Genomic DNA, 17,646 nt, shown 5'->3' with positions numbered 1-17,646 from the left:
CACGGTCCTCACAGGCCGGCGATCCGGCAGCCGAGCTTGCCGCCGGTGAAGCCCCGGACGACCGCGTCGGCGTTGTGCTGCTCCATCCCGAGGTAGGTCGCGCCGTCACTGCCGGCAGGACCGAGGGTATCGCCGTACAGCTTGAGGTTCGCGGTCGCCCCGGTCTCCTTCGCCAGCGCCTCGGCCAGCTTCGGGTTGACGGACGACTCGGGGAAGATCGCCGTGACGCCTTCCTTCCGCACCAGCGCGGCGAGGTCGGCGACCGCTCCGGCCGAGGGCTGGGCCTGGGTCGTCTGGGACGGGATCACGGCCCCGATCGTGTCGATCCCGTAGCGGTGGGCGAAGTAGGCGAACGCGTCGTGGCTGGTGACGAGCTTGCGCTCGGCCTTCGGGACCGCCGCCAGGCAGCGCTCGATCCCGGCGTTCAGGGCCTTGACCTTGGTCAGGTAGGCGTCGGCGCGGCGGTCGATCGCGGCCTTGGCGCTGGGGTCGGCCTTGACCAGCGCGTCGCGGATCATCGGCACGGCGGCGGCGACGTTGGTCGGGTCGTGCCACCAGTGGGGGTCGTAGGCCGAGTCGCCGTGGTCGTGGCCGGCCTCGTCCTCGTGGGCGGCCTCGTCGTGGCCGTGCTCGTGCTCGTGGCCCGCTTCGTCGTGCCCGGCCTCGCCGTGGTCGTGACCCTCGTGCTCGCCGTCGCCGGCCAGCCGCGTCGGCACCTGCTCGCCGACGACGACCCGGGCCGGCGAGCCGCCGCCCTGCTCGATGACGTCGCCGATCCACTCGTCGAGGCCGTCGCCGGAGGCGAACACGACCTTCGCGTCGGCGGTCCGGATGACGTCCTTCGGGCGCGGCTCGTACTCGTGGGGATCGGTGTTGGGCTGGAGGATCTGGTGGACGTCGACGGCGTCGCCACCGACCTCGCGGACGATGTCGGCTAGCTGGGTGGTGGTGGCCACGACGGGGATCCGGTCGCCGGAGTCCCCGGACGACGAGGAGCCGCAGCCGGCGATGCCGAGGCCGGCGAGCGCGAGCACGGCCAGCGCTGCCGTCTTCCCGCGCGAGCGCGAAGCCCGCCCGCCGTGGTCGCTGCGGTCGCGACGGCGACGGACGCCGGCGTTGGTGAGGAGGCTGATGGTGAACACGATTCCTGCCAGAACGGCGATGGTGGCTCCGGGGGGAGCGTTGGTACGAGCGGAGAGCCAGAGCCCGGCGGTGCCCTCGACGGCGGTCAGGGCGACGGTCGCCAGCTGCCACGGGGCCATCCGCGAGATCCACGGGCGGATGGTCGCGGCGGGGATCACCATCAGAGCGGCGGCGAGCAGCGAGCCGACCGCCGACAGCGCGGCGACGGCGACGAGCGCGATCAGGACGAGCAGGACCGCGTCGGGCAGCCCGGCGCGAACGCCGAGCGCGCGGGCGCCGGGACGGTCGAAGCCGAGCGCCAGCCAGCGGGACCCGAGGACCACGGTCGCGACGATCACGGCGACGCTGACGGCCCCGGCGATCACGAGGTCGCGGTCGGAGATCACCAGCAGGCTGCCGAACAGCAGCGTGTTGACGTTCGTGCCGGCCGGGAAGACGTCGCTGGCGAGGATCACGCCGATCGTCAGCGAGCCGACCAGGACCATCGCGGTGAGGGTCCCGTGGTCGTTGCCGTCGCGGCCGTCGTCGCGGGCGGCGAGCCGGCCGATCGCGGCGGCGAACAGGAGTGCCGCGGCGAGCGCCCCGAGCGGGGCGGCGAAGGCGAGCCCGTCGGCGAGCACGAGTCCGGGGAAGGTCGCCGCGGCGACGCCGTGGGCGTAGAACGCGAGCCCGCGGAGGACGATCCAGGTCCCGAGGATGCCGGCGCCGGCGGAGAGCAGGAGGACCTCCCAGAGTCCGTGTTGGACGAAGGGGAGGGAGAAGGGATCGAGCATCGGGCGGCGGCGGTGGGGCAGGGACGGTGTCCGCGGAAGAGATTACATGAGACCGAGTCTCAACACCATCAGGGTGGTGGCGGGCGGCACCACTCCGGGCCCGCGGCTGGGCGATCGCTTGCGTGCACCCCGCGAACGGCGCGTTCGGACACGCCGACCGGCACCATGGGGAGCGATGCGCTCGTCACCGTCCCGGACCGTCCGCCGCCGAGACCGCCGTCGATCGTGGCGCGCGCTCGCGATCGTCGCCGTGGCCACCGTCTCCGTCGGGGGCACGGTCGGCGGGACCGCCGCCACCGCCCAGGCCGGTCCACCCCTGACCCCGACGATCGTCGGCGAGCCAGGGGCCGGGGTCTTCCGCTTCCCGCAGGCGGTCGCGGTCGACCCGACCACCGGCGGCGTCTTCGTCGGCGACCAGTACAGCGGCGTGATCCAGGCGTTCGACGCCAACGGCGGGTTCCGCTTCGCCTTCGCCGGCCGCGCCGAGCGCGGCGAGCCCGGACGGCTCGGGGTCGTCGGCGGGGTCGCGGTCGACCGCAGCGGCCACGTCTTCGTGCTCGACAGCGAGAACGACCGCGTGCAGGTCTTCTCGACCGCCGACGGGCGCTACCTGGGTGGCTTCGGCGACAGCTCGGAGCTGAAGCTCAAGAGCACCGACTTCCGCCCCGACAGCGGGATCGTCGCCGGCGGGATCGGCGTCTTCCAGCCCTCGCCCGGTGCGACGATCACCGTCTACGTCGCCGACAGCGGCAACGACCGGATCGCCCGCTTCGCGGTCGGCTCGTCCTCGCTCCAGCCCTACGGCCCGCCGCGGGCGAGCAACAGCTCGCTGGTCCAGCTGAAGCGTCCGCAGGGCGTGACGGTGAGCCCCAAGGGCGACAAGGTCTACGTCCCCGACAACCAGAACCACCGGGTCGTCGTCCTGCACCCGACCACCCTGGCGAAGGTCGGGGAGGTCGGCAGCTTCGGTGGCGGCCAGGGCCAGTTCCGCGCCCCCTACGACGTCGCCGTCGACGCCCGCCAGCCCAACCAGCTGTACGTCGCCGACAACCTCAACGGTCGGGTCAACGTCTACGACGCCAAGGGCCTCGGCTACCTCGGGACCTACGGCGGCAACGGCTACCGGGTCGGCATGTTCTCGATCGTCCGTGCCGTTGCCAGCAGCCCGACCGACCCCGCCGGTGGCGTCTACGTCGCCGACACCGCCAACAACCGGATCCAGCGGCTCTCGTTCGACGGCCAGGTGACCGCCGCCTGGGGGATCGCCGGGCGCGGCCCGGGCCACGTCACCCGCGCCCGCGGGGTCGCGTTCCGGCCCGACGGCGGGATCGCCGTCGCCGACAGCTTCGACTACCGGATCGCGATGTTCAGCCCCGACGGGACCTTCGACGGTCAGTTCGGCAAGATCAGCACGGCCCACGGCTTCGCGACCCCGGGTGGGCTGCTCGGCCAGCTGCTGATCCCCAGCGCGGTCGCCTACGACGGGGCCGGCAACGCCTGGGTCGCCGACACGTACAACAACCGCGTCGTCGAGTACACGCCGGACGGCCAGGCGGTCCGCTCGGTCCCCGCCACCCGCCCGCGCGGCCTGGCGAGCGCACCCGACGGCAGCGTCTACATCGCCAACTACGGCCAGAGCACGATCCAGCGGGTCCTGCCCGACGGTTCGCTGAGCACGGTCAAGACCGGGATCAAGCGTCCGTCAGCGGTCGCCGTCGGCGCCGACGGGACCGCCTATGCGGCGACCGCGACCAGCGTCGTCAACGTCGCCTCCGGCGCGAAGGTCCCGCCGCCGCCCGGTGCGACCGCCTGGGACCACCCGCAGGGACTCGCGGTCGCCGGGGACGGGACGCTCTACGTGGCCGAGGCGGCGACCGCGACGCCCGGCGCCGCCCGCGTCGTCCGCGGAACCCCCACGGGGACCGACTACGTCTGGGAGACGATCGCCAGCGAGGGCGCCGGTACCGGCCAGGTCGTCGACCCGGCCAACCTCGCGCTCAGCCGCGACGGCCAGACGCTGCTGGTCGCCGATGCCGGCAACAACCGGATCCAGCGGTTCGACGCGCCCGGGACCGCGCCGCCCGTGACCCAGCAGCTGAGCGTCTCGCTGGTCGGCGGCGCGACCCGCGGCGTCGTCACCAGCAACCCGCCCGGGATCGACTGCGGCACCGACTGCACGCAGCAGTACGGCGGCGGGCGCATCGTCACCCTCACCGCCAGCCCGTCCGCTGGCTCGCGGTTCGACGGCTGGTCGGGTGCCTGCGCCTTCGCCGGGGCCGCGCCGACCTGCTCGATCGGGCTCCAGGCAGCGCAGTCGGTGACCGCCGCCTTCGGCGAGATCCCGCCGCCGCCGGTCGTGATGAGCAAGGTCTCGGTCAACCCGGCCCGCTGGACCCTGCTGCGCAAGGCGACCAAGAAGCGCAAGCGCCGCGAGGCGACCCAGGCCCGGCTCCAGCTCAGCCTGACCCAGCCGTCGAAGGTCGACGTCTACGTGCTCGAGCGCCGGATCGGCAAGAAGCTCGGCAAGGGCAGGACGGCCCGCTGCGCCGTCGCTCGCAAGCCGAAGGCGGTCGCCAGGAAGCAGCAGTGCCAGCGCTACGCGACGCTGCCGGTCAAGCGGACGCTGCGCCTGCTCGCCGGCCGCACCACCGCCACGATCAGCCCCCAGTTCGGGCGGCGGGCGCTGAAGCCGGGGCTGTACCGGCTGAAGCTGATCGCGACCGACAAGGCCGGCAACACGGCGACGACGACCACGAAGGCGATCCGGGTCACGCGTTGAGCGGGATCGACGACCGGTCGGTCGGGAGGGCACAGTACGGTCCGGCGGCGTCTGCTTCGCTTTCGGGATGAGCGTCGAACCGGCCCTACCGCCTGCGGCACCACTCCCGACCGAGAACGTGCCCGGCGACGGCCCCCTGCGGCCCCACCAGCCGAACTGCTTCGGCTGCGGACCGGAGAACGACGCCGGCCTGCACCTCGCCTACGTCCGCGACGGCGACCTCGTGCGGTCGCGGGTGACCCTCGACCTGCGACACGAGGGCGCCCGCGGGCTGGCCCACGGCGGGGCGGTCGCGGCGATCCTCGACGACGTCCAGGGCGGCGTCCTGATCGCGCTCCAGCGCCGGGCGGTGACCGCCCGGCTCGAGGTCGACTACGTCGCCCCGGTCGTCCTCGGCCACGAGCTCGAGGTCGAGGGCTGGCTCGAGAGCTTCGAGGGCCGCAAGATCCGGCTGGTCGGCCGGATCACCGACGGCGGCAAGACGGTCGCCTCCGGCCGCGGGCTCTTCATCACCGTCGGGCGCGAGCACTTCGAGCGGCCCGGGGTCGCACCGACGCCGGACCCCCAGATCGGGACGTAGGGCCAACCCCCGCATTCCGCGGCGGGGCCGACGGCGTCTGCCATCCTCCGCCCGAGGATGAGCGTCCGTGTCCTGATCGTCGACGACGACCTGCCCGTCCTGCGGATGCTGACGCGGACGCTCGACGCCGAGGGCTACGCGACCACGGCCGCGCCCGACGGCGGGGTCGCGCTGGTCGCCGTCGAGCGCGAGCAGCCCGACGTGATCGTGCTCGACGTGGCGATGCCCGGCCTCGACGGGCTCGAGGTCTGCCGCCGGATCCGCCGCAAGGGGATCGGCGTCCCGATCCTGCTGCTGACCGCCCGCGACGCCGTCGAGGACCGCGTCGCCGGGCTCGACGCGGGCGCCGACGACTACCTCGTCAAGCCGTTCGCCGCGCCCGAGCTGCTGGCGCGGGTCCGGGCGCTCGGCCGCCGCGGCCCGGCGGTCGGCACGGGGCGGAGACTGGCGGCGGCCGGGGTCGCGCTCGACCCCGAGACCCGGATCGCGTCGCGCGACGGCCGCGAGATCGCCCTCACCGCCCGCGAAGCGGCGCTGCTCGAGCTGCTGCTGCGGGCTGGCGCCGGGGTCGTCGTCACGCGCGACCAGGCGCTCAGCGAGATCTGGGACGACGGCGCGGTCGACAACGTCGTCGACCGCTACATCGCCTACCTGCGCCGCAAGCTCGGCGATCCGGGCGTGATCCGGACCGTCCGCGGCAGCGGCTTCTCGCTGCGGGCATGAGTCGCCGCTGGAACCCGCTGCGGAGCCTGCGGTCGCGGCTGGTGGCGGCGTCGGCGCTGGCGGTGCTCGTCTCGCTGATGGCGCTCGGGGTCTTCGCGACGGTGGTCGTCGAGGACCAGCTGCGGGGCGGGGTCGACCGCGAGCTGCGGCGACGGGCCGTCGACGCGGCCCAGCTCGCGGCGACCACGCCGGCCCTGCTGCGGACGCCGGGGATCCTCGACCCGGGATCGGGCGGCCGTCAGGTCTGGCTCGAGGTCCGCGACCGCCAGCGGCGACTGGTCGGCCACTCGGCGTCGCTCGGACACCGGTTGCTGCCGCAGCCGGCGGCGATCGGCACGGCGCTCCGGGACGGGCGCGCGACCTACGCCGACGCCCGGCTCGGGGGCGAGCCGATCCGGCTCTACGTCGCCCCGCTGGCCGAGACGCGGGGGGACGCGGCGGGCGGCGCCGTGATCGCGGCGACCTCGATGCAGGACGTCGAGGAGACCTTCGGCCACCTGCGCGGGGCGATCACCTTCGCCGCCCTGATCGCGGCCGCGCTCGGCGCGCTGCTGGCCGGCCTGCTCGTGACCCGCGGGCTGCGGCCGCTGCGGCGGCTGTCGAGCGGGGCGCAGGCGATCCGGGCCGCGCCCGAGCCCGGACGCCGGCTGCCCGATCCCGCGACCGGCGACGAGCTGGCCGCGCTCGGCGGGACGCTCAACGCGATGCTCGACGCGCTCGATCGCGCGCGGGCCGCCGAGCGACGGCTGCTGGCCGACGCCTCGCACGAGCTGCGCAACCCGGTCACCGCGCTCCGCGGCAACGCCGCCTTCGCCCGCCGCTACGGCGCCGACGCCGAGCTGCTCGGCGAGCTGGAGGCCGACGCCGACCGGCTGGCCGTGCTCGTCGACGACCTGCTCACGTTGGAGCGGGAGGAGGGCGCGGCGGCCCCGGCCGACACGATCGTGCTGGCCGACGTCGTCGCCGCGGTCTGCGGCGGCGATCCGCGGATCCGGATCGAGGCCGACCCGGAGCTGGCCGTCCGCGGGCAGGTCGGGGCGCTCGGGCGGGCGCTCGGCAACCTCGTCGGCAACGCCCGGCTCCACGGGCCGACCGGCGGGACGATCACGGTGACCGTCGCGCGCGAGGGCGACGACGCGGTCGTCGCCGTCCACGACGAGGGCCGCGGGATCGCTCCCGAGCAGGCCGAGCCGGCGCTGCGGCGGTTCTGGCGGGGACCGGCGGCGAGCGCGGGCGGGCGGGCGGGATCGGGGCTCGGCCTGGCGATCGTCGCCGCGACCGCCAGCCGTCACGGTGGACGGGTCCGGATCGACGGGGCGACGGTCGCGCTGGTGCTGCCGATCGTCAGAGAACTCTCAGAGCGTGGACGTACGGTCCAGGCATGACGTCGATCCCGTCCGTCCGTTCGCTCTCGCTGCGCGTGGCTGCGCCGATCGCCGTCGGCGCGCTCGCGCTCGGCGGGGCCGCCGCCGCGATCGCCGCCTCGTCCTCCGATCCGGCCGAGGTCCCGCCCGCCAAGCCGCTGGCCGAGGCGCTCCACGACACGCTCGCCGCCCCGGCGCCCGACGGCATCACGGCCTCGTTCTCGCTCCGCAACCGGCTGATCGAGGGCGGTCCGCTGCCGTCGGCGGACGGCACGCTGCGGATCGCCGCCGACGGACGGCTGCGGGCCGACGTGACCGCCGGCGACCGCCACTGGGAGCTCGGCTTCGCCGACCGCCGGCTGACCGCCTACGACGTCGAGGGCAAGACCGTCTACACCGGCACGATCCCGACCGAGATCGACGGCGCCCTGCGGATGCTGCGGGCGCTGAAGCCGAGCCCGGCGCTGATCGAGATGGCCCTGAAGGGGACGGCCGAGCTGTTCGACGTCTCCGGCGCCAAGCCGACCAACGTCGCCGGTCGGCCCGCCTACCAGCTGCGGGTGGCACCGGCCCACGACGGCGGGCTGCTCGGCGCGGCCGAGATCGCCTGGGACCCAGCGACCGGGCTGCCGCTGCGGGGTGCGGTCTACGCCCACGGCGAGGACGAGCCGGTGCTCGAAGCGACGGCGACGAAGGTCGAGCTCGGACCGGTCACCCCGGAGGCGGTCCGGGTCGACCCGCCGAAGGACGCACGGGTCGTGCGGATCGACTCGCTCTCGGGGGCGTCGCCGGGGCTGCCGGGGATTCCCGGGCACGCGAACGGCCACGGGAAGGCCGGTCGGGGCGGGAACGGACACCACGCGGGGAAGGCCGGTGGGATCCTCGACCGGCTCGGCGGTGGCGGAGGCGGTGGCGGCGGCGAGATCGGCATCGTCGGCGGGGACGGCCACCGGCGCAGCAGCGTGGCCGAGGTCCGCAAGGCGGTCGACTTCGAGCTGCTCGCCCCGGCCGAGCTGGCCGGGCTCCCGCGGAAGGACGTCCGCGAGGTCAAGCTCGGCGACCGCTCCGGCGCGATCGTGACCTACGGCGAGGGCCTCGGCGCGCTGATCGTCGCCCAGATCCCCCGCGAGATCGCCGACGGCGGGGGGCCGTGGACGCTCGGCCAGAGCACGAAGCTGCCGGAGATCTCGGTCGACGGGGTCACCGGCCACGAGCTGGCGACCGCCCTCGGGACGCTCGTCAGCTTCGAGCGTGACGGCGTCTCCTACACGCTCGTCGGCTCGGTTCCGGCCGTCGCCGCCGAGACCGCCGCCCGCGACCTCGACGGCAAGTGAGCGAGATGTCGACGCTCGACCTGCCCGACCCCTTCGAGCTGCCGGTGGCACCCGACCTCCACGACGCCGATCCGCGAGCGACCCCGCACTACGGGCGGCTCCGGCGCCGGGCCGCCGAGTCGCAGATCGTCGAGATCGTGCGGCCCGGGCGGCCGCAGCCGGTCGACGAGGGGCTCGAGCGACTGACCCCGCGCGAACGTGAGGTCCTGGCGCTGATGGCCGCGGGCCGGACCAACGGGGCGATCGCCCGCGCGATGGTCGTCACCACCAAAGCCGTCGAGAAGCACGTCGGCAGCATCTTCTGGAAGCTCACGCTGCCCGCGAGCGACGACGACCACCGGCGGGTCCTGGCCGTCCTCCGCTACCTGCGGGGGACGTCGCCGGAGGCGTTGCCGACCAGCGCCGCCAGCTCGGTCCGGGAGCGGACGCCGAGCGTGCCGTAGACGGCGGTCAGCCGGCGCTCGACGGTCTTGCGGCTGACGTGGAGCAGGGCGCCGATCTCCGGATTGGTCAGGCCCCGGCCGATCAGCAGCGCGAGCTGCTGCTCGTCGGGCGAGAGCGCGGCCAGCGGGGCCGGAGCGGTCCGCTCCCCGACCTGTCGCTGGAGCCCACGGGTGCGGCGGAGCCACGGTTGGGCCCCGATCCGCTCGAAGCCGTCGAACGCCTCGACCAGCGCCGCGCGGGCGTCGGTCCGGCGGCCGGCCGCCCGCAGCCGCTCCCCGGTGGCGAGGGCGGTGCGGGCGGCCTCGAACGGCAGCTCGAGCCCGGCGAGCAGCATCCGGGCCTGGGTCGCCCGCTCGTCGACCCGCTCGTCGTCCGGCTCCAGCAGCAGCCGCATCCGTGCCGCCGCGGCGAGCGCCCAGCGGTTGCCGGAGCGTTCGGCGACCGCGGTCAGGGCGGCGGCGCGATCCTCCGCCTCGCTGCGGCGCCCGTCGGCGAGCAGCGCCTCGACGAGGTCGGGTGCACCCGGGACCACCGCCGGGTGCCAGAACCCGGCGCGGTCGGCGAGCGTCGCGCCGCGTTCGAGGGCCGGGGCCGCCCACGCGGGCCGGCCGGCGGCCAGCTCGACGAAGCCGAGCGCCGCGTGGGCGTGGGCGGCATGCCCGTCGGCGCGGCGACGGCCGCTGATCGCCAGCGCCTCCTCGGCGTGCGCGCGGGCGTCGTCGAAGCGGCCGACGGTCGCCTCGGCCCGGACGAGCACCGTCAGGACGAACGAGAGCATCGTCTCCTGGCCGGTGTCGCGAGCGAAGGCAACCGCCTCGGTGGCGTCCTCGAGCGCGGAGGCGGTCTGGCCGTGACGCAGCGCGAGCGCGCTCCGCACGCTGAGCGGGAACGCGATCCGCCCGAGCGCGCTGGCGGCTCCGATCGCCTCGATCAGCGGATCGAGGACCGCGGCGGCGTCGGCCGGCTCGTCGGCCCAGATGCAGCACTGGGCGGTCAGCGCCAGCGGCTCGGTGACGGCGACCGGATCGATCAGGGCCAGGCGCGGACGGGCCTCGGCCAGGATCGCCCGTCCGTTCTGCTCCTCGCCGGCGACCAGCCGGTCCTGTCCGCGGGTCAGGTCGGCCAGCGCCGCGGTCAGGCCGTCGGTCTCGCGCCCGGCCCGGGCGAGCAGCGCCATCGTGTGCTGCTGGAGCTCGACGTCGCCGGTCATCGTCTGGGCGATGATCGCGTCGAGCAGCAGCTCGGTGGCGGTGCCGGCGTGGCCGGCGGCGAGCTGCCGCTCGGCCTCCGCCGTGAGCAGCCGGTAGGCGCCGTGCGGGTCGCCGCGGCGCGTCCGGAGGTTGCCGGTCAGGCGCACCAGCTCCCCGTGGCGGTCGGCGCCGATCCGGCCGGCGGCCGCGCTCAGCAGCGCCAGCGCCTGCTCGGCGCGGCCGACGACGGCGAGGTCGGTGGCCGCCTCCAGCTCGCGCACGCCACGCTCCTCGGGAGTCGAGGAGAGCATCGCCGCGCGGGTGAACGCGGCCGCCGCCTCGGCGTGGCCCCCGACCGCGCGGGCGGAGCGGGCCGCCTCGTCGAGCGCCGCGGCGGCCTCGGCGTCACGGTCGGCACGCCCGGCCGCGCCCGCGAGGTGCCAGGCCCGGCGGCGGTGATCGTCGGTCGTCTCGGCGAGCGCCACGTTCGCCCGCCGGCGCTCCTCGTCGGTCGCCGCGTGGTAGGCGGCGGCCCGCACCAGCGCGTGGCGGAGCGCGACCTGGTCGCCGTCGAGCCGCAGGATCCCGCTGCGCTCGGCTGGTCCCAGCGCCGCCTCGGGGAGGCCGAGCACCCGCATCGCGGCCAGCAGCCAGACGAGCGGGCCGCGGTCCATCGCGGCGGCGACGGTCACGGCCCGGCGGCTGTCGGCCGGCAGCCCCGCGATCTCCTGGGTGAAGGCCCGTTCGAGCGCGCGGCCGGGCCGCAACGGGGCGTCGATCGGGGCGCGGCCGCTGCGCTGCTCGTCGGACAGCAGTCGCGGCAGCTCGAGCAGGGCGAGCGGGTTGCCGCCGGCGGTCCGCAGCAGGGCGGCGATCAGCGCCGGGCCGAGATCGGGCGCGACCCGCTCGACGAGCTCCCGCGCGGCCCGTTCCCGGAGCGGGGCGAGCGTGTGCTGGTCGAGCCGGGCCGTCTCGGCGTCGCCCCGAGGGGTCCGGGTGGTCGCGACGATCGCGACCCGCAGGCCAGCGACCCGTCGGGCGGCGAACAGCAGCGCCTCGCGCGAGGCGTCGTCGACCCACTGGAGGTCGTCGACGATCACGACGACCGGTGCCCGGACCGCCGCCTCCCGCAGGAGCCCGAGCAGCGCGGCGGGCACCGCGAAGCGGTCGTGGGGCGACGGCGGCTCGAGCGCGAGGGCCGACCCGAGCGCCTGCTGCTGGGCCGGCGGGAGGTGCTCGCGCAGCGGCAGCAGCGGCGCGGTCAGGAGCTGGAGGGTCGCGAACGGGAGCGGGGTCTCGGCCTCGACGCCGGCCGCGCGGAGGACCGTGCAGCCGTCGGCGCGATCGGCGGCGGCGTCGGCGAGCGCGGTCTTGCCGATCCCGGGGTCGCCGCGCAGGATCAGCGCCGATCCACGGGCGGCCCGGACGGCCGCTAGTCGTTCTCCGACGACGCCGAGCTCGAACTCTCGGCCGATGAGGGTCTGGGAGGCCACCCGGCCAGTCTGCGGCCACGGGGCCATCGAGCGCAAGCAGGTCGAGGGATGCCCCCTATGCGGGGCCACTCCCTCAGCCTGGTTCGACCGACGCTCAACCGGCTATCGGTGGAACCAGGCTCAGGCGGCGCGATCCTCGGCGATGAAGGTCGCCAGCTGGGTCCGCGAGCGCAGGCCGAGCTTGCGGTAGATCGCGCCGAGGTGGTGCTCGACCGTCTTTGGGCTGAGGAACAGCGAGGAGCCGACCTCGCGGTTGGTCCGGCCGTCGGCGACCAGCATCGCGACCTGCAGCTCGCGGGGGCTGAGCTCGTCGACCGGGGGAGTGTCGGCGGCGGCGACCGCGGTCACGCCGCCCGCCCGGAGCTCGTCGCGGGCCCGCTCGGCCCAGGGGTCGGCGCCGAGCCGGACGAAGATCGCGAGCGCGTCGTCCAGCGGTGCGCGGGCGTCGCCACGGCGGCGCGCCCGGCGCCGACGCTCGCCGATCACCAGCAGCGTGCGGGCGCGCTCGAACGGCAGGTCGACCTGCGCGTGGTGCTCGAGCGCGACCGCGGCGTGGGCGTCGACGTCGGCATCGTCGGCGAGCAGGATCCGGCTGCGGGCGGTGGCGGCGTGCGCCCAGCTGGCACCGGAGCGGATCGCGGCATCGGCGAGCACGGCGGTCGCGGCGGCGGCGTCGTCGAGCCGGCCGACCCGGACGAGCGCCTCGATGTGGTCGGCGGCGAACATCGTCAGCGTCGGCTGCGGCAGGCCACGAGCGGCGATCTCGGCGGCGCGGTCGAGCGCCACCGCGGCGTCCTGGGGCCGGCCCGCGGTCAGCTCGCAGAAGCCGAGCGCGGACGTCGCCCAGAGCGCGATCGCGTCGGCGCCGACCGCGTCGGCCATCGCCAGCGCCTCGCCGCCCGCGGCCCGGGCGACGTCGAACCGGCCCCGCCCGGCCTCCGCCCGCGCGAGCGCGGGAAGCGCCGCGGCGAGCACGCCGAGTTGGCCCGTCTCCCGCGCGAGGCCGGCGGCCTCGGCGGCGTCGGCCCGTGCGGCGCGCCAGCGGCCGCGCCGCCAGCCGATGTGGGAGCGGACGGTCAGCGGGTAGCCGAGCCGCCCGGCGGCGCCGGCCGCGCGAGCGCCGCCGACGAGCCCGTCGATCGTGGCGTCGGCCCGCTCGAAGCGCTCGATCCAGGCCGAGCAGAGCGCGCCCATCGCCACGACCTCGGCCAGCTCGAGCGGCGGGTCGGGGGAGAGCAGCAGGGGCTCGGCGGCGCCGAGCAGCGCCGCGGCCTCGGCGCCCTGCCCGAGCGCGGCGTGGCCCTCGCCGCAGATCAGGGTCGCCAGCATCGCGAGGTCGTCGGCGACGCCCACGGCGTGGGCGCGGGCCCGTTCGCCGGTGTCGATCAGGGCGGCCATGTCGCCGGTGTACATGTGGGCCAGTGCGGCCTGGACCAGCGCGAGCGCGGCGGCGGCGCGGTCGCCGGCCTCCAGCTCCTCGACGGCGCAGGCCTCCAGCAGTGCGACGCCCTCGGCGGGGCGGCCGTCGCGGACGGCGATCTCGGCCCGCGCGCGGTCGGCCGCCGAGCGGACGCCGGGGTCGTCCGCCAGCGCCGCCGTGATCAGCTCCAGCGCGCGGGCGTCGCGCCCCGCGACGGCGTAGGCCGAGGCCGCCTGGAGTCGTCGCCGGGCACGATCGGCGAGGCCGGGGGAGAGCTCGGCCGCGCGGGCGGCGGCATGGGCCGCGTCGGCGTGGGCGCCGCGGACGGTCGCGTCGCTGGCGACCGCCTCGAGCGCGGCGGCGGCCTCCTCGTCGGGACCCGTGACGGCCGCGGACCGATGCCAGGCGCGCCGGGCCGGATGCGCGGTCGCGGTGGCCAGGGCCGCGTGGGCGGCGCGCCGCTCGCCGGTCGGCTCACCGTGGTAAGCGGCCGACGCGAGCAGCGGGTGGCGGAAGGCGGGCAGCCCGCCCGGGCCGTCGACGACCAGCCCGGCGCTCCGGGCGGGGACGAGCGCGTCGGCGGGGACGCCGAGCGCGGCCAGGGCCGCGGTCAGGGTGGCGTCGGGGGCGTTGCCGCAGGCGGCGAGCACGCAGAGCGCGCGGCGGGTCGGTTCGGGGACCTCGGCCAGCTGACGGGCGAAGATCGCCTGGACGCCGTCGCGGGCGGCCAGCGGCGCGCGCAGCGGGACGTGCCCGTCGCGCTGGTCGTGGCTGAGTGCGCGCGCGAGCTCGCGCAGGGCCAGCGGGTTGCCGGCCCCGGCGTCCAGCAGCGAGGCGGTCACGGCCGGGGCCAGCTCGGCCCGCTCCCCGAGCAGCGCGCGGGCGGCGCCGTCCTCGAGGCCCGCGACGGTCAGCCGCTCCAGGCCCGGTCGGTCGATCCCGCGGTCGTCCGGGCTGCCGTCGCGGGCGGCCAGGAACAGCCCGATGCCGTCGGCGTCGAGCCGTGACGACGCGAACAGGATCGCCTCGCGGGAGGCGTCGTCGAGCCACTGGGCGTCGTCGACGACGACCAGCACCGGGCCGGCGTCAGCGGCGGCGCCGAGCAGCGCGAGGAACGCGGCCGGGACCGCGAAGGCGTCAGTCGTCGGGCTCGGCGGCTCGAGTGCGAGCGCCGCCCCGAGTGCGGCGGCGTCGGCCGGGGCGAGCTGTTCGCGGAGCCCGAGCACCGGCGCGGCGAGGTCGAGCAGCCCGGCGTAGGGGATGTGCGTCTCGGCCTCGTGGCCGATCGTCCGCAGGACCCGGATCCCGTCGGCCTCGGCGATCGCGGCGTCGAGCAGCGTGGTCTTGCCGATCCCGGCTGGACCCTCGACGAGCAGCGCGAAGCTGCGGCCGTCCGCGAGGCCCCCGATCCGTTCCCGCATCTGCGCCCGTTCGGCGGTCCGTCCGTGCAGCACGGAGAGCAGGCTAGTGGCCGCGGCCCCCGACCGGGTGCGGTAGCCGCCAAACCGGGTGAGGGACATCCCCGATGTGGGCATGGCGCCGGTCCCGCACCCTCGAGGCATGCCTGTTCCCTCTTCACGCCGGCCCGCGGTCCGTGGCGCCCGCCGTCGGCTTGCCGTCGCGCTCGCGATCAGCGCCGCAGCCGCGCTCTCCGCGCCGACCGTGGCGGCCGCCGACTCGCTGGTCTTCATCCAGGACGCCAACGTCTGGCTGGCCCAGCCGGACGGCTCCGGCCGCTACCAGGTCACCACCAACGGGACCCCCGACCTGCCCTACCGCTCGCCGACCCAGGCCGACGACGGCACGATCGCCGCCGGCTACGGCCACGAGATCGTCCGGCTTCGGCAGAACGGCAGCGTCCTCAACCGGATGGATCCGCCGCCGCTGACGAACACCGTCTCGCACCCGGTCGACGGTGCCCCGGTCGACGTCGCGATCTCGCCCGACGGCAGCCGGATCGTCTACACGCTGGTCGACGTCCAGTGCCCGATCGCCGGGCCCGCCTGCGGTGCCCGTCCGGCGACCGCGGTCACGCCGGCCGACCACCTGGCGCCGGTCGGCAACGCCTACACCTCGCAGTCCTCGTGGGTCACCAACTCGCGGTTGCTGACGTTCGCCGGGTTCCTCCACCACGTCAACACCTTCGACGTCGGCCAGCAGCAGGACGTGCACTGGTTCGACGACCAGGAGCTCTTCGGCGAGGGCAACAGCACCGACCAGAGCGACGGCGAAGCCAACCGCCAGGGCACCTACGTGGCGACGATCCGCGGCTACGGCAACGAGCGCCAGGTGATGTGGGTGCCGATCGTCGGCGACGTCGCGAACGGCTCGCGCGAGGCCGGCACGCTCGGCCTTCCGACGGTCGCCGGCGGGTGCCTGACCGACAAGGTGGCCGACCTCGCCGGGCCGACCTGGTCACCGAGCGGGACCTCGCTGGCGTGGTACGAGGCCGGCGGGATCCAGATCTGGGACGACGCCACGAACTGCGGCGGCGGATCGCGGATGGTGATCCCCGGCGGCAGCGAGCCGGACTGGGGCCCCGCGGCGATCAACCCCGGGCCGCGCGAGGGCAGCACCCCACCCGCGCCGCCGGCCCCGCCCGTCGGCCCGAAGGCCCCGACGGCCAAGGCCAAGCTGGCGCTCGCCAAGCGGGTCAGCCTGCGCGCGGCCCTTCGCCGGGGCCTGAAGCTCAAGCTGAGCGGCGTCGCGGCCGGGCGCCGCACGATCACGGCCAAGCTCGGCGGGCGGAAGGTCGCCGCCGGCAGCGTCGTCGTCGGCAAGAGCGGCAAGGCCGTGGTCACGCTGCGCTTCACCAAGGCGGCGCGGGCGCGGCTGGCCAACCGCAAGCTGGTCCGGCTGCGGATCGGTGGCGCCGGGGCGAATCTGACGCTCAAGGTCAAGCGGTGAGGGTCATGCGCGGCGCCTCACGTCCGATCGGCTCCGCGGCGCCGTCACCGACGGCGCACCCGCGGGCCACGATCGCCGTCGCCTGCATCGCGGTCACGATGCTGATGCTCGACATCAGCGTGATCAACACCGCCCTGACCGAGATCGCCGCCGGGCTCGACACCAGCCTGACCGGCCTCCAGTGGGTCCTCGACGCCTACACGCTGCCGTTGGCGGCAACCGTCCTGACCGCCGGGGCGCTGGCCGACCGGCTCGGGCGACGGCGGGTCTTCCTGGTTGGCCTGGTCCTCTTCAGCATCGCCTCGGCGGCCTGTGCCGGTGCCGGCAGCATCGAGGCGCTGGTCGCCGCCCGCGCCGTGCAGGGACTGGGCGGCGCGATCCTGTTCGCGACCGCGCTGGCCCTGATCGCGCAGGTCGCCCCGACCACCGAGCAGCGGGCGAAGGCGCTGGCCGTCTTCGGGGCCGCGATCGGCGGGGCGTTCGCGATCGGGCCGTTCGTCGGCGGTGGCCTGACCGAGCTGCTCGGCTGGCGGGCGATCTTCTGGATCAACGTCCCGGTCGGGATCGCGGGCCTGGTCATCACGCTGCGGCGGGTCGGCGAGAGCCGCGACGAGCACGCCCGCGCCGTCGACTGGCCCGGACAGCTGGCCCTGATCGGCGGGATGTTCCTGCTCGTGCTCGGGCTGCTGCGCGGCAACGAGGACGGCTGGGGCAGCGCCGGGATCCTGGCGACGCTCGGCGGCGCGGTCGCGCTGCTGGTCGGCTTCGCCCTGATCCAGCTCCGCTCGCCGCGGCCGATGCTGCCGCTGCGGCTGTTCCTCGACCGTGGATTCGCCGGGGCGCAGGTCGCGGTGGTCGGGATCTCGGCCTCGTTCTTCGCGCTGTTCCTCTACCTGACGCTCTACCTCCAGAGCGTCCTCGGCCTGTCGCCGCTCGAGACCGGTCTGGTCTACCTGCCGGGGACGCTGGCGATGTTCGTCGTCTCCGGCCTGACCGCGAGCCTGGGGGCGGCGGTCTCGCCGGCCCGCCTCGCGACGATCGGCCTCGCGATGGTCGCGGTCGGCCTGGCGACGCTGCTCCTGACCGAGACCGACTCGTCGTGGACCGTGGTCCTGCCGGGAGTCCTGATCACCTGCGTCGGGACCGGGCTCTTCAACCCAGCGGCCAGCGCCCTGGCGTTGAACGCGCTGCCCGAGCACCAGAGCGGGCTGGCGTCGGGGGCCAACGACCTCTTCCGCCAGACCGGGATCGCGGTCGGGATCGCCGCGCTCGGGACGCTGGTGCCGGCCGGCGACGCGCTCGGGGGCGATCCGCAGCGGTACGTCGACGGCCTCCACGACGCGATCGTGGCCGCCAGCGCGTTGGCGGCGGTCGCGGCGATCGCGACGGGGGCTCTGCTGCTGGGTGGTCGCGGGCGCGCGCCGGTGGCGGTGCCGTCGCGGTCCTGAGCGGTCCTGAGCGGGGCGGAACGCCGCCCAGCGGCCAGGGTGGAACCC

10 protein-coding genes and 1 pseudogene are annotated in these 17,646 nt (G+C 75.9%); 8 read left to right on the top strand and 3 right to left on the bottom strand.

Annotation, left to right across the window (positions count from 1 at the left end; all coding sequences use genetic code 11):
* Positions 1–8: 8 nt before the first annotated feature.
* Positions 9–1,916: a metal ABC transporter solute-binding protein, Zn/Mn family gene (locus ACVUH9_RS06090; RefSeq protein WP_475754943.1), complete on the bottom strand. Its 1,908-nt coding sequence runs from the start codon at positions 1,914–1,916 to the stop codon at positions 9–11.
* Between the two features lie 175 nt (positions 1,917–2,091).
* Here ACVUH9_RS06090 and ACVUH9_RS06085 point away from each other — a divergent pair, with 175 nt between their 5' ends.
* The 6 genes and pseudogenes from ACVUH9_RS06085 to ACVUH9_RS06060 all read left to right on the top strand — a co-directional run.
* Positions 2,092–4,695 carry an InlB B-repeat-containing protein gene (locus ACVUH9_RS06085; RefSeq protein ID WP_475754941.1) on the top strand — a complete coding sequence of 868 codons (2,604 nt, stop codon included), beginning with the start codon at positions 2,092–2,094 and terminating at the stop codon, positions 4,693–4,695.
* Positions 4,696–4,762: 67 nt separating this feature from the next.
* Complete coding sequence (locus ACVUH9_RS06080; RefSeq protein ID WP_475754939.1) at positions 4,763–5,275, top strand: PaaI family thioesterase; 513 nt, start codon at positions 4,763–4,765, stop codon at positions 5,273–5,275.
* 57 nt (positions 5,276–5,332) lie between these two features.
* Complete coding sequence (locus tag ACVUH9_RS06075) at positions 5,333–5,998, top strand: response regulator transcription factor (RefSeq protein ID WP_475754937.1); 666 nt, start codon at positions 5,333–5,335, stop codon at positions 5,996–5,998.
* Entirely contained in the window at positions 5,995–7,383 is a 1,389-nt protein-coding gene (locus ACVUH9_RS06070; protein WP_475754935.1) for a sensor histidine kinase, read from the top strand. Before ACVUH9_RS06075 ends, ACVUH9_RS06070 begins: the two co-directional genes overlap by 4 nt.
* Positions 7,380–8,696: a LolA family protein gene (locus ACVUH9_RS06065; RefSeq protein WP_475754933.1), complete on the top strand. Its 1,317-nt coding sequence runs from the start codon at positions 7,380–7,382 to the stop codon at positions 8,694–8,696. The genes ACVUH9_RS06070 and ACVUH9_RS06065 overlap by 4 nt, the downstream gene beginning before the upstream one ends.
* A gap of 173 nt (positions 8,697–8,869) precedes the next feature.
* A pseudogene (locus ACVUH9_RS06060) lies at positions 8,870–9,139 on the top strand (response regulator transcription factor); the annotation flags it as partial.
* On the opposite strand, the gene ACVUH9_RS06055 reads toward ACVUH9_RS06060, so the two are convergent.
* Entirely contained in the window at positions 9,058–11,823 is a 2,766-nt protein-coding gene (locus ACVUH9_RS06055; RefSeq protein WP_475754931.1) for an AAA family ATPase, read from the bottom strand. The pseudogene ACVUH9_RS06060 and the gene ACVUH9_RS06055 overlap by 82 nt on opposite strands.
* A gap of 120 nt (positions 11,824–11,943) precedes the next feature.
* Positions 11,944–14,697 (bottom strand): helix-turn-helix transcriptional regulator, encoded by a 2,754-nt coding sequence (locus ACVUH9_RS06050; RefSeq protein WP_475754930.1) that lies wholly within the window; start codon positions 14,695–14,697, stop codon positions 11,944–11,946.
* A 106-nt stretch (positions 14,698–14,803) separates the two neighbouring features.
* On the opposite strand from ACVUH9_RS06050, the gene ACVUH9_RS06045 reads away from it, so the two are divergent.
* Positions 14,804–16,150 carry a hypothetical protein gene (locus ACVUH9_RS06045; RefSeq protein WP_475754928.1) on the top strand — a complete coding sequence of 449 codons (1,347 nt, stop codon included), beginning with the start codon at positions 14,804–14,806 and terminating at the stop codon, positions 16,148–16,150.
* Between the two features lie 5 nt (positions 16,151–16,155).
* Entirely contained in the window at positions 16,156–17,598 is a 1,443-nt protein-coding gene (locus tag ACVUH9_RS06040; RefSeq protein WP_475754926.1) for a DHA2 family efflux MFS transporter permease subunit, read from the top strand.
* Positions 17,599–17,646 lie beyond the last annotated feature (48 nt).

It is taken from the genome of Patulibacter ginsengiterrae, from assembly GCF_056269115.1.
The sequence above is the reverse complement of the archived record's forward strand: the minus strand, read 5'-3'. Positions and strand labels throughout refer to the sequence as shown.

What these genes read in the sequence shown, in the direction of transcription:
- ACVUH9_RS06080 (WP_475754939.1), top strand. Translation starts at nt 4,763, where the DNA reads ATGAGCGTCGAACCGGCCCTACCGCCTGCGGCACCACTCCCGACCGAG.
- ACVUH9_RS06045 (WP_475754928.1), top strand. Translation starts at nt 14,804, where the DNA reads ATGCCTGTTCCCTCTTCACGCCGGCCCGCGGTCCGTGGCGCCCGCCGT.
- ACVUH9_RS06070 (WP_475754935.1), top strand. Translation starts at nt 5,995, where the DNA reads ATGAGTCGCCGCTGGAACCCGCTGCGGAGCCTGCGGTCGCGGCTGGTG.
- ACVUH9_RS06040 (WP_475754926.1), top strand. Translation starts at nt 16,156, where the DNA reads ATGCGCGGCGCCTCACGTCCGATCGGCTCCGCGGCGCCGTCACCGACG.
- ACVUH9_RS06075 (WP_475754937.1), top strand. Translation starts at nt 5,333, where the DNA reads ATGAGCGTCCGTGTCCTGATCGTCGACGACGACCTGCCCGTCCTGCGG.
- ACVUH9_RS06090 (WP_475754943.1), bottom strand. Translation starts at nt 1,916, where the DNA reads ATGCTCGATCCCTTCTCCCTCCCCTTCGTCCAACACGGACTCTGGGAG.
- ACVUH9_RS06085 (WP_475754941.1), top strand. Translation starts at nt 2,092, where the DNA reads ATGCGCTCGTCACCGTCCCGGACCGTCCGCCGCCGAGACCGCCGTCGA.
- ACVUH9_RS06065 (WP_475754933.1), top strand. Translation starts at nt 7,380, where the DNA reads ATGACGTCGATCCCGTCCGTCCGTTCGCTCTCGCTGCGCGTGGCTGCG.